The organism is Neisseria sp. P0001.S005 (genome assembly GCF_051963715.1).
Genome location: NZ_JBQCTZ010000951.1, coordinates 1 through 291 on the forward strand (window position 1 = coordinate 1; position 291 = coordinate 291).

Consider the following 291-nt stretch of genomic DNA (forward strand, 5'->3'; position numbering starts at 1 on the left):
CGGGTAAACTCAGGCATCATGGATTTGAACGCGGCCGTACGGTCTTCGGAAATAGGGCCTTTAGGCTGGGAAGGCGCACCGCTGCCGCCGCAGGCGGAAAGCGTAAGCGCTACTGCTGCCAGGGCAACTGGGATAAAACGGGTTTTCATATGGAGTGTGTCCTATTGTGATGATATGATTATCGTTAAATTTAGAATCAGCCGGCCAAACGCTTAGGCCGTCTGATAAGGCGTTATCATACCTTAAACCCAAGTCTGAAACGAGTATAGAAAGGAAACGATATGGCAATTT

At 49.1% G+C, this 291-nt stretch carries 1 pseudogene; it reads right to left on the reverse strand.

The features are described from left to right. Positions 1-149 (reverse strand): annotated as a pseudogene (locus ACTHSP_RS23640) (c-type cytochrome); the annotation flags it as partial. Between the last annotated feature and the right edge of the window lie 142 nt (positions 150-291).